Here is a 14534-nt window from a genome sequence, read left to right on the forward strand (position 1 = left end):
AACAGCGAAATATTTCACTTCTAACTAAAAAAGCGAATTTCTTTTAAGAAATTCGCTTTTCTTTTGATATCCAATTATTCTTTCCTCTCCATCATCGCAATATGCCTTGTCGCGGCAATCCACGCCCCAACATAGCCCATAATTAAACAGCACACTAATAGGAATATAAATTCGCCAACGCCTAATCCATTCAAACTGAATTGGACGGCAAAAATATCCGTTACATATTTCACTGCAGAAGTAAAATAGCTGATAATAAAACTACTAAAAATTGCAGCGGCTAATCCACCTAATACAGCATAAATCATCCCTGTATAAAGGTAAGGACGAAGAATAAATTGATCTGTTGCACCAAGCAATTTCATCACATCAATACTTGATCGGCTACTATACACATCAGAGCGGATACTGTTACCAATAACCAAGAATACCGCTATCGCCATTAATACAGTACAGAAAATTGCCACGTGAGCAATTAACCAAGAAAGTGCGGTTAATTTTTCCATCCAATCATTATCCAAGCGAACTTCTTGTACCCCTTTGATTTTATTTAAATTGGTACGTAACTCATCACGTTTTTCTGACACATTAAATTCGCTCGTCGGTTTTACTATCACGACCGCAGGTAATGGATTATCATCTAAAATTTCTAATTCTTCGCCAAAGCCAGACCAGCTTTTAAATTCCTTTAAACTTTCTTGGCGAGAAACATAATTAAGGGATTCCACCCCATTTTGTTGGCGGATTTTTTCCACCACCAAATTTGCGTCTTCTTCACTTAAGTTTTTATGCAGATAAATCGTCAATTCACTTTCAGGATAAAATTGTGTGGTCGCTAAATGTAAATTTTTCCACATTAAATAGCTCACGGTTGGGATCGTCAGAGATACAGCAATCACCAAAATCGTGAGCAGCGTGCCAAATTTACGTTGCCATAAATCCGCCCATACTGCACGCAAAGTATAGGCTGTTTGAACAAAAACAGATGCATCCGGTCGGCTCATGATTATTCCTTAATAACGTAAATAACCTTGTTCAAGCACAAGACAAGGTTTTGGTTTTTGTTGAATTAAATTAATGTCGTGAGTAGCAATTAACACTGTCATTCCGAGACGATTAAATTCTTCAAACAAATTAAAAATGCCTAAAGAAAGTTCATCGTCTAAATTACCCGTTGGTTCATCTGCTAGTAAGAGCTGAGGTTTATGCACAATCGCACGCGCAATATCAACACGTTGCTGCTCCCCTCCAGAAATTTGTGGTGGCAAATAGTGCGCTTTATTACGCAATCCTACACGATCTAAAGATGCCATAGCACGTGTATGCGCATCTTTTGGATGCATACCTGCAATAATCAACGGCAATGCCACATTTTCCACCACAGTACGATCTGTTAATAAACGATAATCTTGATGAACCATACCAATTTGGCGACGCAAAAACGGAATTTCATATTTTGACAAACGAGTAATATCGTGTCCGTTAAACCAAATCTGACCTGCGTTGGCTTTTTCCATCCCCATAATAAGCTTGAGTAATGTACTTTTCCCTGCGCCTGAATGCCCAACCAAATAAGTCATACTTCCCACTGGAAGATGAAAATTCAAGCCTTGTAACGCAGGCTGCGTTGCACCGTGATAGGCTTTAGAAACATTTGAGAACTTAATCACAATTTTTCCTTATTCTTTTTATTCTTCTTCATGAACGAATAATGCCTCAATAAATTCCTTGGCATTAAACTCACGTAAATCTTCTATTTTCTCGCCCACGCCAATATAACGAATAGGCAACTTAAACTGATCGGCTATGGCAAAAATCACGCCGCCTTTTGCCGTGCCGTCTAATTTTGTGAGTGAAATTCCTGTTAAACCCACAGCTTCATTAAATAATTTCGCTTGGCTAATGGCATTTTGTCCTGTGCCAGCATCCAGCGTAAGCATAATTTCATGTGGCGCAGTTTCGTCATATTTTTTCATAACACGAACAATTTTTTTCAGTTCGTCCATTAAGTTATTTTTATTTTGCAAACGACCCGCCGTATCCGCAATAAGAATATCAATATTGCGTGCAGCCGCTGATTGCATCGCATCAAAAATCACCGATGCAGAATCAGAACCCGTGCTTTGCGCAACAACTGGAATATGATTACGTTCTCCCCAAACTTGAAGCTGCTCAACAGCCGCTGCACGGAAAGTATCGCCCGCCGCAAGCATCACTGATTTTCCTTCAGCCTGAAATTTACGTGCGAGCTTACCAATTGTCGTCGTTTTACCCACACCATTTACGCCCACCATTAAAATCACATAAGGTTTTTTCGTGCTATCAATCTCTAACGGTTGTGCTACTGACTCAAGAATATCCGCCATTTCTACTTTTAATTGCTGATATAAAAGCTCGGCATCTTGTAATTCTTTGCGGCTTGCATGTTCAGTCAAATTTTTGATGATTTTACTTGTTGTCGGCACGCCAATATCCGCAATCAAAAGTTGTTCTTCCAATTCTTCAAACAACTCATCATCAATTTTCTTTCCTAAGAAAAAGCTACGAAAACCCGCGCCAACATTTTGTTTAGTTTTCAGTAATCCCTTAACTAAACGACTAAAAAAGCCCCCTTCACTTGGTTTTCCGCGAGTTTCAATTTCAACAACGGGCTGAAGATCATCTTCTAAATTTTTCGCTTCGATGATTTCTTCGACTGGCTCAAGTGCAACTGGCTCAAGTGCGGTTGAAATTTCCTGTATTTTTTCTTCTTCGACTAAATCATTAGCTTCAAATTTTTCAATAGACGGCTCGACATCTTTAATCTTTTCTTCTTCAATTATTGGCTCTATTTTAGGTTCATCTTGCTTTTTATTACGCCCAAATAACGATGCCCAAAATCCGCCTTTTTTATTTTCTTCAGCCATAAAATGCTCTCTTAACTGTAATCCGATAAAAATGTCGTTCATTCTAGCAAAAAATCGTCTAAACTAAGCAAAATTTTCAATAAAAATCGAATCTTTATGAAAAAAATACAAACGCCAAATGCAAAGGGCGAGGTTCGCATTATTGCTGGGCTATGGCGAGGTCGAAAACTTCCAGTATTAAATTCTGAAGGCTTACGCCCAACTGGCGATAGAGTGAAAGAAACGCTTTTTAATTGGTTAATGCCTTACATTCATCAGTCTGTATGTTTAGATGGCTTTGCGGGGAGTGGTTCGTTAGGTTTTGAAGCACTTTCTCGCCAAGCGAAAAAAGTGACTTTTTTAGAATTGGATAAAACCGTTGCCAATCAATTAAAAAAGAATTTACAAACACTCAAATGCTCATCAGAACAGGCTGAAGTAATTAATCAAAGTAGTTTGGATTTTCTAAAACAGCCACAAAATCAACCGCACTTTGATGTGGTGTTTTTAGATCCACCTTTTCATTTTAATTTGGCAGAACAAGCAATTAGTTTACTTTGTGAAAATAATTGGCTAAAACCCAATGCGTTAATTTACGTAGAAACAGAGAAAGATAAACCGCTTATTACTCCTGAAAACTGGACGTTATTGAAAGAAAAAACGACGGGAATGGTGAGTTATCGTTTATATCAGAATTAGAGAAAAAATTATGTTAGATATTGTTTTATATGAACCAGAAATCCCACAAAATACCGGTAACATTATCCGCCTTTGTGCCAATACAGGATTTCGCTTGCACTTAATTGAACCCCTAGGTTTCACTTGGGATGATAAACGCTTACGCCGCTCAGGTTTGGATTATCACGAATTTGCGGAAATCAAACGCCACAAGACTTTTGCAGCCTTTTTAGAAAGCGAAAAACCCCAACGTCTCTTGGCACTCACAACAAAAGGCAGTCCAGCACATAGCCAAGTAAAATTTGAACTTGGGGATTATTTAATGTTTGGCCCAGAAACTCGTGGCATTCCGATGTCAATTTTAAATGAAATGCCGCTGGAACAAAAAATCCGCATTCCAATGACAGCCAATAGCCGCAGTATGAACTTGTCTAATTCGGTTGCAGTAACGGTTTATGAAGCGTGGCGACAATTAGGCTATAAAGGTGCGGTAAATTTACCAGAAGTAAAATAAACAAAAAAGTGCGGTTAAAATTTAATAAGATTTTTAACCGCACTTTTGTTATTTAAATGGAACTTGTTTTCCGAACATTTTTATTTTTACTCGTCCAAATTCATTTTTTATTTTTTCTAAAATAGAAAACTTACGTTGATTTCCGTGCACTCTATCTCTCCCCTCTTTTAAACTGCTTTCAAAAGGATGATCTGGATGTAATATAAAATCTTGAACGCAAATACCAGGTGAAAGTTGTACTATTTTATAATTCTTGAAATGTAAAAAATCCTCAAAAACAAGGGAATCAACTGCTACATCAAGTGGTTTATTTTTTACTAATTCAAGCAAATATTTAGCCCCTTTCGCTGTAACAGTATATCCAGCACATCCTGATTGTTTTACCGTAATGGGATAAACATTTCTATCACATTTTACAGATTGTGGTTTTTTTAAGAACATTTTGCCATTTGCTTCTAATTTTAAAACATGAATATCATCAGAAATATAATCAATTTCTAATAATTCTTTGGCATTTTCCCCTAGATGAATGTCATCTTCAAAAATATTGATATAGTTTAAATTGTTCTCTAAGGCTAAATTCCACAAGACAATATGACTTAATGCACAACCAATTTCTCCATCTGATAACTTGGCTTGAGGAGAACGATCTAATGTAATATTAAATTTTTTAGCGGTTTCTTCAATAAGGTCAGGCGTGATAGCATCAAAGAATGCAAAGGGAATATTCTGCTTACCGAATTCTTCGGTAATGTGTTTTCGGCGTTTTTGTTCGGTAGTTAAACTGATAACATAATTGTGCTGAGCTGCATTATGCATAATAAGTAACCCAAATAAATAAAAAGGTGGAACAGTATAATATAAAAAGTGCGGTGAAAAATCATAGAAATTTTAACCACACTTTTCTCTCTAAAATTAAATATTATTTGCTAAACGATATTCAACCAAATCTTCAATGGTAAGCACAGAATAACCAAATTTCTTTGCAAATTCTACAATATCGGGGGTGCGAGCCATTGTGCCATCGTCGTTAGTAATTTCACAAATAACACCTGCTTCTTTAAATCCTGCTAAACGCGCTAAATCAACGGACGCTTCAGTGTGTCCGCGGCGAGTAAGTACGCCACCATTTGCTGCACGAAGTGGAAATATATGACCAGGACGATGCAAATCTGTTGGAAGTGCATTATCCGCAATCGCCATTTGAATAGTAGTTACTCGGTCTGCGGCAGATACGCCTGTAGAAACACCTTTCGCGGCTTCGATCGTTACAGTGAAAGCCGTTTTGTTTACGCTATTATTGTGTTCTACCATTGGCGGTAAATCGAGTTGTTGGCAACGTTCATCGGTAATACATAAACAAACGATACCACTGCCATAACGAATTAATTTTGCCATTTGTTCTGGCGTGATTGTTTCTGCTGGGAAAATTAAATCGCCTTCATTTTCACGATCTTCATCATCTAAAACTAATACGCCATTTCCCTTTTTGAAGGCATTAATTGCTTTAAGTACGCGTTCTTCAGCGGTATTGCCGAATGGAGATAAAATTGACTGATTCATAGTAATTTCCTAATTTGAGATTTCAATTAAATACCAGAATCAGGGCTGAGAAATGCAAATAAAATGAACGATTTGGGAACCCAATTCGTTTTATTCTCTTTCATCCAGACTTTACTGTCGGCTTTGGAATTTCACCAAATCTGCTGACTTTAAAAATGAATGTCAGGACAATTTCGCAGGGAAAATTTGCCAAAAATTGACCGCACTTTTAAACGCTCGTGGGCTTTACCACCGGTAGGGAATTTCGCCCTGCCCTGAGAATGCGTGCTAAGTATAACGCAAAATACCTAGGCACTAAATCAGAACGTGAAAAATATTTTCATTTATCCTACAATAAACACACTCAATTCTTACGCTATCAAGAGCGGATTATGTCAAAAGCAAAAGAAAAAAAAGTCGGTGTCATTTTCGGGAAATTTTATCCTGTACACACAGGTCATATAAATATGATTTATGAAGCGTTCAGTAAAGTCGATGAACTACACGTTATCGTGTGTAGTGATACGGAGCGCGATTTGAAATTGTTTTACGATAGTAAAATGAAACGTATGCCAACCGTGCAAGATCGTTTGCGTTGGATGCAGCAAATTTTCAAATATCAAAAAAATCAGATTTTTATTCATCATTTAGTTGAAGACGGTATTCCAAGTTATCCAAATGGCTGGCAATCTTGGAGTGAAGCGGTTAAAACCCTATTTCATGAAAAACATTTTGAACCTTCAATCGTATTTAGTAGCGAACCTCAAGATAAAGCACCTTACGAAAAATACTTAGGTTTAGAAGTTTCGTTAGTCGATCCTGACCGCACTTTCTTTAATGTGTCCGCCACTAAAATTCGTACGACACCATTCCAATATTGGAAATTTATTCCGAAAGAAGTTCGTCCTTTCTTTGCCAAAACGGTAGCGATTTTAGGAGGAGAGAGCAGTGGTAAAAGCGTGCTTGTGAATAAATTAGCCGCCGTATTTAATACCACTTCCGCGTGGGAATACGGACGTGAATTTGTATTTGAAAAGCTAGGTGGCAATGAGCAGGCCATGCAATATTCTGATTATCCGCAAATGGCTCTTGGTCATCAACGATACATTGATTATGCAGTTCGCCATGCACATAAAATTGCATTTATTGATACGGATTTCATCACTACGCAAGCGTTCTGTATTCAATATGAAGGAAAAGCCCACCCATTTTTAGACTCAATGATTAAAGAATATCCTTTCGATGTCACTATTTTGCTTAAAAATAATACTGAATGGGTGGATGATGGCTTGCGTAGCTTAGGTTCACAAAAGCAACGCCAACAATTTCAACAACTACTCAAAAAACTGTTAGATAAATATAAAGTTCCTTACATAGAGATTGAATCGCCAAGTTATCTTGAACGTTATAACCAAGTTAAAGCCGTCATTGAGAAAGTGTTAAATGAAGAAGAAATCAGTGAATTACAAAACACAACTTTTCCTATAAAGGGGACATCTCAATGATTTTATTTGCTGGTGATCCGCACGGAAGCTATGATCATATTTACCCTTTTATAAAAGAACAGGAAAATGTCGCACTGATAATTTTAGGCGATTTACAGCTCACGACAGCAGATGAATTGGATAAACTCGCACAACATTGTGATATTTGGTTTATTCATGGAAATCATGATAGTAAAACCATTAGTGCTTTTGATTCAATTTGGGGTTCTGAGTGGCAATCACGTAATTTACACAATCGCGTAGTTGATATTCAAGGAACCCGCATTGCGGGATTAGGCGGTGTATTCCGCGGGCAAATCTGGATTCCGCCAAATCGCCCCATGTTTTTTGATCCTATTCATTATTGTCAATATAGTCCACAAGAGAAAATCTGGCGAGGCGGTGTGCCTTTGCGTCATCGCACGTCAATTTTTCCATCAGATATTGAAATCTTAGAAAACCAACAAGCGGATGTGTTGATTTGTCACGAAGCTCCTAAGCCACATCCGATGGGTTTCCAAGTAATTAATGATTTGGCAATGAAGATGGGGGTTAAGCAAGTATTCCACGGACATCATCACGAAAACTTTACTTATCGAACAAACTACCCCTACAAAATCACAAATGTAGGTTTCCGCAGTCTTGCTGATGCAGAGGGAAATTATTTGCTACAAACGATCGACGATCGTGAAAAATAAATCTATTCCAAAATAAAAGCCGATTCAAATGAATCGGCTTTTTTACATTCAAAGTGCGGTATTATTCCGCATTGTTTTTCGATTTAATGACAGCGTAAACTACACCTGTTGATAAAGCACCAATCGCAATTGCACCAAGATATTTCAACGGCTCAGATACAAATGGAATGACAAATAATCCGCCGTGCGGAGCTTGTAATGTAATATTTAATCCCATTGAAATCGCACCAGCCACCGCACCACCAATCACAGAGCTAATAATGACTCGAATTGGATCTGCTGCCACAAATGGTAATGCGCCTTCAGAAATAAAGCATAAACCAAGGACAAATGATGCTTTCCCTGCATCGCGTTGGCTAACTGTGAATTTATTGCGAGCAATCCAAGTCGCAACTGCCATACCAATTGGTGGAACCATACCTGCTGCCATTGCCGCAGCCATTGGCGTATAAACTTGGGAAGCAATCAATCCAACCGAAAAAGTGTACGCTGCTTTATTTACCGGTCCGCCCATATCGATACACATCATTGCGCCGATAATTGCACCTAACACAATCGCATTCACTTCGCCCATTGAAGTAAGCCAATTACTTAACTCTTTCATAATTTCAGCCACTGGTGGATTGATGAGATAAATCATCGTCAAACCAACAATCATCGAACCTAAGAGCGGTAAAATTAAAATCGGTTTTAATGAAGTCAGGCTTGCTGGCAATCGAATAATCACATTCAGCCCTTTCACCACATAGCCCGCTAAGAAACCAGCAATAATACCGCCAAGAATCCCTGCACCCGATTCACTTGCCAACATCCCAGCAATCAAACCAACTGCAAGCCCTGGACGATCAGCGATAGAAAATGCAACGTAACCAGCAAACACGGCTATCATTAATTTAAACGCCACACCTCCGCCGATATTCATCAACATATCGGGAAGATCTTGAAAAACTCCTGTATTTTCAATTACATTAAAACTGAACATAAAGGAAATCGCGATCAACAACCCACCCGCAACCACTAACGGTAACATATGAGAAACACCAGTCATTAAGTGTTTGTACACACCTTTTTTCTCACGGCTTTCTTCTTTCGATTCCGAATTATTTCCACCATCAAAAATTTTGGCTTCTTTAAATGCTTGATCAAATTCTTGCTCGGTTTTCTTCAAGGCTAATCCTGTTGAAGTGCGGTACATTGGTTTACCTTTAAATTTATCTAAAGGCACATCAATATCTGCTGCAACAAATACCAAATCAGCCGCCGCGACTTCTTCTGCAGTAATTTCATTGCCAGCCCCAACTTGACCACGGGTTTCAACTTTTACATTCCAACCTTGTTTTTTCGCATAGGCTTCAATCGCTTCGGCAGACATAAACGTATGTGCAACGCCAGTTGGACAAGCAGTTACCGCAACAATATTTTTTACACCAGAAACACCCGTAAAACTTACCGCACTTTTCGGTGCAACATAATCTGCCCCATTGGCTAAGGCATTTGCCAGCGTTACTTCAGGAGAAATCATGGCGATAGCTTCACCGATAATAAAGACTTTTTTACCAACTAAAGCAGGGTTATTTGGTAATACAGAACCAAATACGAGAACAAGATCTGCTTCGGCTGGTGTTTCTACAATAAAAACATTCGCTTTTTGCGCAGCCGCTCGAAAAACTTCATGTAATAAATAGGCTTTCGCATCGCCTACATTAGCTGATTGGGTTAAAAATAACTTCATACTATCCTTCAATCATCGTTATTTGTACTTTGTCTAAAATGGGGTCAAGTAAACTCAAATCACTCACACCAACATTACTTTGAGACACTGCAAAAGCGGACACAGCCGTAGCAAAAGCTAAGGTTTCTGCTTTCGATAAACCTTTTTCAAAACCATAGATTAAGCCTGCTACCATGGAATCCCCTGCCCCAACGGTACTCACTACATTTTCACATTTTGGTGGTTCTGCTTTGAGCACTCCTTCATTATTAATCCATAAAGAACCTTTTGCGCCCATTGAAATAATCACGTTTTCAATGCCTTCCGCTTTGAGTTGCTGTGCAGCGGCAATAATTTCTTCAAGACGATTTAATGGATGACCAACCCAAGCCTCAAGTTCTCGATGATTGGGTTTTACTAGCCAAGGTTTCGCTTTTAATCCAGCGGTGAGCGCAGCATTGCTACTATCAAGCACCACTTTTACACCAGCTTTATGAAGCTGATTTAACCAATCAGCAAACAATTCAGGAGACACACCTCGAGGTAAACTGCCACAAACTGCGACAATGTCATAATCTAAACAATAAGCCAAAGAATCCGTCACAAATTGTTGCCAAACTTGTGGACTTATTTGATATCCCAAGAAATTTAAGTCTGTCACATCCGCTTCAGTCTCGGTAATTTTTACATTGATACGCGTTTTGCCATCAACACGGTGGAATTTATCTTCCAAACCGTGCTGATTAAACATTTGCTCGAAATCAGCTGAATTATCCTCGCCCAAGAAACCACCGACTGCAACATCAACGCCTAAATCTTTTAGTACTTTTGCAACATTAATGCCTTTCCCTGCAGGAAATAAGCCCAGCGTTTCTACGATATTTACTTCGCCAAGTTGAATACGTTTTAAACGCCCGACTAAATCATAAGCGGTATTTAAGGTAATTGTTACGACGTTTGCCATACTATTCCCCTAAACCCGATTCGATTACAGCACCGATTCCGTCAATAGCTTGTTGCGCTTCATCGCCCGTCGCAACAAAACGTAAACGAGTCCCTTTCACTACGCCTAATGCCACAATTTTCATCAAGCTTTTAGCACTGACTAATTGAGAATTACGATCAAGATTTTGAACTGCTACGGAAGCATTATATTTCTTCACTTCGTTTACCAATATCGCACTTGGGCGAGCGTGCAAACCTTGCTCATTTTTAATCACAAACACGGCCTCAATGGCATTTGCTGGCAAATTATCATCTTCTGTTACCGCAGATGTGTGAATTTGATCGCCCATAATCTCAATGGTATCGGGTTCAGACGGTGGCACTGCAGAAACATTCTCGCCCAAGCCATTGGCTATCGCTTTGCCCAATGATTCAATCGCTTGTTTGGCATCTTCTCCTTCAGCCACAAAACGTAAGCGATGCCCTTGCGTTACACCAAGTGCAACTATTTTCATCAAGCTTTTTGCACTGACGACTTCACTTTCACGAGTAAGATTTTGCACAGTAATTTTAGAAGTGAATTTTTTCACTTCATTAACCAAATTTGCACTTGGACGAGCATGTAAACCGTGTTCATTACGAATTGTAAAAGTTCCTACAACAGCACCTTCTACGGATTGAGTTTTAACATCACACGCTAAACCCAAAAGTGCGGTCAAAATTTCTGTTGAATTACCATTGAGCAAGGTTGTTTGAACCTCATCATCTAATAAACGCGCTAAAGTTGGATTAATTTGATCACTGACAGCTGCAACAGTTATCACGCCTTTTACGGCTTTGCCATTGTGGCTAAAGATCGTTTTGGCACGACTAAATGCTAAGGCATTTTTCACATTTCCTACGACAGAATCCGTTACCCATAATCCTTTGCCAAGCGGTAATGCCGCATTATTAATCACTTCAGAAATAAAGCGATTTTCTACCGCACTTTGCACCTGTAATTGCCCCGCATTAATCGCAACTAAAGTTAATAAACTTTGGGTATCTACGTCTAAACTGATATTGGCAGCAGGAATTTCAAATGGCTCAATTATCTCGCCCATTAAAATCGTGCGAAATTCATCCACATCAGTTATTTTTGCTAATTTCGCTGCGGTATCTTCATCGCTCAAAACCTGAGTAAGTTGGCGTAACAAAGACAAATGTTCATCAGATCGCGCCGCAATACCAATCACGACATAAGCAATATTGCCCTCGCCCCATTCTATGCCTTGAGGAAATTGAAACACTTGCACGCCCGTTTTCTTTACCATCGAACTAGTATCCAAGGTGCCGTGAGGAATCGCGATACCATTGCCTAAAAAGGTAGAGGTTTGCAACTCACGCGCTAACATTCCTTGCAAATAACCATTTTCCACATTGTCTGCTTGAACTAATGCGGACGCTGCCATTTCAATTGCTTGTTGTTTATCAGCTGCGTTAGCATTTAAATGAATGTTGCTTTCCGAAAGTTCTAACATTCTTGCTCCTTAATAATTTAAAAAGAAAGCTGCGGATGAAACAAATCGACCAGCAGCTTATTGAAAAACAATTATTTAGATGTACAGGCTTTCAGCAGCGCCTCACTACCTTGCACAATATATTCATCATTTTCTCCGCGAGCTTCGCCTTTTTGTAAATCACGCATCGCATCATAAATACCTTGAGCCATACTTTGCGAATCTACTTTTTCCCAACAGCTTACACTTAAACGTTTAAGATTAGCTTGCAATGCTTCCGCATGTAACACGCCACTATAATAAGCATATACATCAGAATCATGTCCGCCAGTGTAAAGTTTATCTTGAATTTGTTTCACAGGAACTAAAATACGACCTAAATACCAGTCATTCGCACCACTTGCAAAATTATCTACAAAGAAATTTTCATTCACGCGACCTTTATATGTCGCCACTGTCGCTTCATAAGCTGCTGCATAGGATTTCTGATCGATTTTATCCTTATCTAAATCAATCACTTTTTTATCATTCCCCATAAATGGAACATAATTAGTAATAGACGACCAAGAAGAACAACCTGCCAATATTAAGGTAAAAAATAAAACAGAGGTTTTTTTAAACATAGTCATACCTAATTGAGAATCAACAAAAACGCAGCCATTATACTGGCTGCGTGGGATTAAGCAAGGAAGCCTATAAGCCCCATTTAAACAAATGCTTAACTTCGTATAAAGTCAGTGAAGTCAGACCATTGCTCAATACGAAAAGCACGAATATCTCGTACCGACTGAGAAATCCACGCCAACTGTTTTAGCGAATTCATTGCCTGAAAAAGGTTTGCCATATCTTCATTTGTATTGGTATATAAACTTCCTTGTGTTCTAACAAAACCAAATTTTGCTAAAACCGCACCAATGTCTGTATAAGCCTGCTGAACACCTTTTGGATGATAATCTTGAGTGTCTTTTACAACTAAATCAAAAGCAATCGCGTACATAGTTTTCCTTATTCAGCTTCGGGATCTTCAAGTAAGTGAGATAAGCGATAAATATCTTTTTCTCCAGATTGTAACAATGTGATATTTACCAACGCATCGCCATCTGGCAAAAATTCCGCAACCTCGCCAACCACATAAGGCACGCCAAATTGCCCGAATTGTTTAATACAGCCCGTTGGAATTTGTTGTCTTAGTTCCATATTTAACCTCATATTTTTATGGTTTTATAACATAATTTTGTAGAAAAATGGATAAAAATTTACCGCACTTCTACTCCTGCTCTTTAACTAAAGACACCAAAATCTGATCGATTTTAAAGTTTTCTGTATCAATCACTTCAAACTTGTATTTTCCGTAAACCACAGAATCGGTTTTTTTCGGGATTTTACGTAACATATACATCATAAAACCACTGATGGTTTCGTAGTTTTCTTCATCGGGAAAATAAGCAATATCTAATACTCGAGTAACTTCTTCTAATGGCGTTGCGCCATCAATCAGCCACGAGTTTTCATCACGGCTCACAATATATTCTTCTTCGTTAGAAACCAATTCCCCCATAACAATGCTCATCACATCATTTAGTGTAACAATACCCACCACAAGAGCATATTCATTCACAATAATGGCAAAATCTTCGCCAGTAGATTTAAACAATTCCAACACTTCGTAAAGAGAAAGCGTATCAGGCACAAATAATGCTTTACGGAGTAGTTTAGGATCTGTGAGCACCACATTTTCATTTTGCAAATACATTGTGAGCAAGGTATGGGATTCGATATAACCTAAGATTTTATCAAGGCCATTGTCACAAATCACAATTTTAGAATGAGAATTACGAGAAAGCGTATCCATGACTTCTTGGCGAGAAAAAGTGCGGTCTAAATATACGATGTTTTCACGGGTTGTCATGGTGGAAGTTACTGTACGGGCTTGCATATCGAAAATGTTTTCGATCAAATAATGCTCTTGAGTTTTCAACACACCAGCTTCTGCGCCTGCTTCAACTACGGCGAAAATATCTTCAGAGGTCATGCCATCTTCACGCACAGTAGAAATGCGAAATAGACGGAAAAAGGCATTAGCAAGCGTATCAAATAACCACACAAGCGGTTTAAACACATACATACTAAAATTCATAATACCCACAACGCGCAAAGCCACCACTTCAGGATAAGTAATGGCAATACGTTTTGGAATAAGATCAGCAAATAAAATAAACAAACAAGTCACTAATATAAAAGCGATTGTAGAGGCGGTTGGCTCAATCCAACTTCCTTCAAAAGAACGATTTAAAATATCTGCAATGTAAGGACTTAGCGCACTTTCGCCAATTCCCCCACCCAAAATCGCCACCATATTCAACAAAATTTGAACCACCGTAATAAAACGACCAGGATGCTCTTGTAATTTAAGCACTTGAAGCGCACGCACGTCGCCTTCGTTCGCAAGAGATTGCAATTTTAACTTGCGAGAACTCGCTAGAGAAATTTCAGCAGAAGAAACAACTGCACTACTTAAAATTAAAGCCACAATTGCCAAAATAGTATGAAATAATTCCATAATCATTACTCAAAAATA

The 14534-nt window shown here is 38.6% G+C and carries 15 protein-coding genes, 1 pseudogene and 1 riboswitch; of the genes and pseudogenes, 4 read left to right on the forward strand and 12 right to left on the reverse strand.

Annotated features, from left to right (window positions below; all coding sequences use genetic code 11):
- Positions 1–74 precede the first annotated feature (74 nt).
- Genes ftsX through ftsY form a run of 3 tightly spaced genes read right to left on the reverse strand, consistent with a single transcriptional unit; the run spans position 75 to position 2906 of the window.
- Complete coding sequence (ftsX, locus tag ACPT9C_RS00860; protein WP_050948739.1) at positions 75–1004, reverse strand: permease-like cell division protein FtsX; 930 nt, start codon at positions 1002–1004, stop codon at positions 75–77.
- 9 nt (positions 1005–1013) lie between these two features.
- Complete coding sequence (ftsE, locus tag ACPT9C_RS00865; RefSeq protein ID WP_005635730.1) at positions 1014–1670, reverse strand: cell division ATP-binding protein FtsE; 657 nt, start codon at positions 1668–1670, stop codon at positions 1014–1016.
- Between the two features lie 18 nt (positions 1671–1688).
- Positions 1689–2906, reverse strand: coding sequence for a signal recognition particle-docking protein FtsY (gene ftsY / locus ACPT9C_RS00870; protein ID WP_050948740.1), 1218 nt, complete (start codon positions 2904–2906; stop codon positions 1689–1691).
- Positions 2907–3002: 96 nt separating this feature from the next.
- On the opposite strand from ftsY, the gene rsmD reads away from it, so the two are divergent.
- Both rsmD and trmL read left to right on the forward strand, forming a co-directional pair.
- Entirely contained in the window at positions 3003–3584 is a 582-nt protein-coding gene (gene rsmD, locus ACPT9C_RS00875; protein WP_014551074.1) for a 16S rRNA (guanine(966)-N(2))-methyltransferase RsmD, read from the forward strand.
- Positions 3585–3594: 10 nt separating this feature from the next.
- Complete coding sequence (gene trmL, locus ACPT9C_RS00880) at positions 3595–4077, forward strand: tRNA (uridine(34)/cytosine(34)/5-carboxymethylaminomethyluridine(34)-2'-O)-methyltransferase TrmL (protein ID WP_005685948.1); 483 nt, start codon at positions 3595–3597, stop codon at positions 4075–4077.
- Positions 4078–4125: 48 nt separating this feature from the next.
- Here trmL and ACPT9C_RS00885 read toward each other — a convergent pair whose 3' ends face one another.
- Positions 4126–4896, reverse strand: a complete 771-nt coding sequence (locus tag ACPT9C_RS00885; RefSeq protein ID WP_050948741.1) for a glycosyltransferase family 25 protein — start codon at positions 4894–4896, stop codon at positions 4126–4128.
- A gap of 96 nt (positions 4897–4992) precedes the next feature.
- The gene (gene ribB / locus ACPT9C_RS00890; RefSeq protein ID WP_050948742.1) at positions 4993–5640 is read right to left on the reverse strand and encodes a 3,4-dihydroxy-2-butanone-4-phosphate synthase; all 648 of its coding nucleotides are present in this window, start codon (positions 5638–5640) and stop codon (positions 4993–4995) included.
- Between the two features lie 88 nt (positions 5641–5728).
- Positions 5729–5906, reverse strand: a riboswitch (FMN riboswitch).
- On the opposite strand from ribB, the pseudogene nadR reads away from it, so the two are divergent.
- Together nadR and ACPT9C_RS00900 are read left to right on the forward strand one after the other, a co-directional pair.
- A pseudogene (gene nadR, locus ACPT9C_RS00895) lies at positions 5883–7124 on the forward strand (multifunctional transcriptional regulator/nicotinamide-nucleotide adenylyltransferase/ribosylnicotinamide kinase NadR); the annotation flags it as partial. It overlaps the preceding riboswitch by 24 nt.
- Positions 7121–7801: a metallophosphoesterase family protein gene (locus ACPT9C_RS00900; RefSeq protein ID WP_021034689.1), complete on the forward strand. Its 681-nt coding sequence runs from the start codon at positions 7121–7123 to the stop codon at positions 7799–7801. The pseudogene nadR and the gene ACPT9C_RS00900, both read left to right, overlap by 4 nt.
- A 61-nt stretch (positions 7802–7862) precedes the next feature.
- On the opposite strand, the gene ACPT9C_RS00905 is transcribed toward ACPT9C_RS00900, so the two are convergent.
- The 7 genes from ACPT9C_RS00905 to ACPT9C_RS00935 all read right to left on the reverse strand — a co-directional run bounded on the left by ACPT9C_RS00905 (position 7863) and on the right by ACPT9C_RS00935 (position 14522).
- On the reverse strand, positions 7863–9533 hold the full coding sequence (locus ACPT9C_RS00905; RefSeq protein ID WP_050948743.1) for a fructose-specific PTS transporter subunit EIIC: 1671 nt from the start codon (positions 9531–9533) through the stop codon (positions 7863–7865).
- 1 nt (position 9534) lies between these two features.
- On the reverse strand, positions 9535–10476 hold the full coding sequence (gene fruK / locus ACPT9C_RS00910) for a 1-phosphofructokinase (protein ID WP_050948744.1): 942 nt from the start codon (positions 10474–10476) through the stop codon (positions 9535–9537).
- Position 10477: 1 nt separating this feature from the next.
- Positions 10478–11977 carry a fused PTS fructose transporter subunit IIA/HPr protein gene (fruB, locus tag ACPT9C_RS00915; RefSeq protein WP_050948745.1) on the reverse strand — a complete coding sequence of 500 codons (1500 nt, stop codon included), beginning with the start codon at positions 11975–11977 and terminating at the stop codon, positions 10478–10480.
- Between the two features lie 71 nt (positions 11978–12048).
- Entirely contained in the window at positions 12049–12579 is a 531-nt protein-coding gene (locus tag ACPT9C_RS00920) for a hypothetical protein (RefSeq protein WP_050948746.1), read from the reverse strand.
- A 95-nt stretch (positions 12580–12674) separates the two neighbouring features.
- Positions 12675–12953, reverse strand: a complete 279-nt coding sequence (vapD, locus tag ACPT9C_RS00925) for a virulence-associated protein VapD (protein ID WP_050848517.1) — start codon at positions 12951–12953, stop codon at positions 12675–12677.
- An 8-nt stretch (positions 12954–12961) separates the two neighbouring features.
- Complete coding sequence (locus ACPT9C_RS00930; protein ID WP_012055040.1) at positions 12962–13153, reverse strand: DUF5397 family protein; 192 nt, start codon at positions 13151–13153, stop codon at positions 12962–12964.
- A gap of 70 nt (positions 13154–13223) precedes the next feature.
- Positions 13224–14522, reverse strand: coding sequence for a hemolysin family protein (locus tag ACPT9C_RS00935; RefSeq protein ID WP_050948747.1), 1299 nt, complete (start codon positions 14520–14522; stop codon positions 13224–13226).
- Between the last annotated feature and the right edge of the window lie 12 nt (positions 14523–14534).

It is taken from the genome of Haemophilus sp. HN_Hi16 (assembly GCF_049823435.1).
GTDB classification, from domain to species: domain Bacteria; phylum Pseudomonadota; class Gammaproteobacteria; order Enterobacterales; family Pasteurellaceae; genus Haemophilus; species Haemophilus influenzae_D.